Below are 748 nucleotides of genomic sequence, written 5' to 3'. Positions count from 1 at the left end.
TACTCGAGCAGTACGCGGGCGCGGCGAAGCAGAAAATGGAGCCGACGCTAAAAGTGGCGATCAAATTTGAAAACGACACGAACGTCGTTTATGAGCTGGTCGCGGGCAACGACTTTCAGGCGAGCGACGAGGCGCAAACGGGCGGCGTTTATACCTTGGCGCCGGGGCAGGTCACGGGGGCGATCTGGGCGGATAGCGCGGCAGTAAATACGGCGATCGCGGGCAAGGCGGTCAAAATAGGCACTCTAAAAAAGTCGGCGAACTGAACAACGTCAAAATAGGCTTCATCGGCGGCGGAAATATGGGCGGCGCGATGATAGAGGCGCTTTGGCGAGCGCAGTGCAGCGCAGCTAACGCGGGGCAAAACTCGGCCGAGGACGAGCGAAAATTTGACGGCGGTAGCGAGGTGCACGGGGCGGAAAATTTAGCGTAAACGGATAAAAACGCGAGTCAGCGCGAATATGAAAAAGAGGCGAAATTTGAAATCCTAGCCTGCGCCAGAAGCAAAAACGAAGCCTTACGACAGAGATTCGGCGTAAAAATAGCCGCGAGCGAAACGGATCTAGCGCGCGAAGCGGACGTGGTCGTGCTGGCTACTAAGCCCGCTAGCTACGAGGCTATCTTGCGTCTGATCGCGCCCGAGCTTGCGGGCAAAATTTTGCTTCTTTTGGCACCGGGTTTTGACATAAATCGCGCTAGGCAAATTGCTGGCGAGGGCGTTTATATCGCTCGCGCGATGCCGAACGTG

2 protein-coding genes and 1 pseudogene are annotated in these 748 nt (G+C 56.4%); all 3 read left to right on the top strand.

The genetic code is table 11. The features are described from left to right. Positions 1-266: pseudogene (locus CYP26_RS00885) on the top strand (hypothetical protein); the annotation flags it as partial. A 35-nt stretch (positions 267-301) separates the two neighbouring features. Then, on the top strand, positions 302-433 hold the full coding sequence (locus tag CYP26_RS10375; RefSeq protein WP_258031355.1) for a hypothetical protein: 132 nt from the start codon (positions 302-304) through the stop codon (positions 431-433). Between the two features lie 51 nt (positions 434-484). After that, positions 485-748: NAD(P)-binding domain-containing protein (locus tag CYP26_RS10630; RefSeq protein WP_181000830.1), on the top strand; the 264-nt coding region annotated here is incomplete at its 3' end.

This window comes from Campylobacter concisus (assembly GCF_002913225.1).
GTDB classification, from domain to species: Bacteria; Campylobacterota; Campylobacteria; order Campylobacterales; family Campylobacteraceae; genus Campylobacter_A; species Campylobacter_A concisus_J.
Note: the sequence above shows the minus strand (reverse complement) of the source record. Positions and strands in the feature narration are given on the sequence as shown.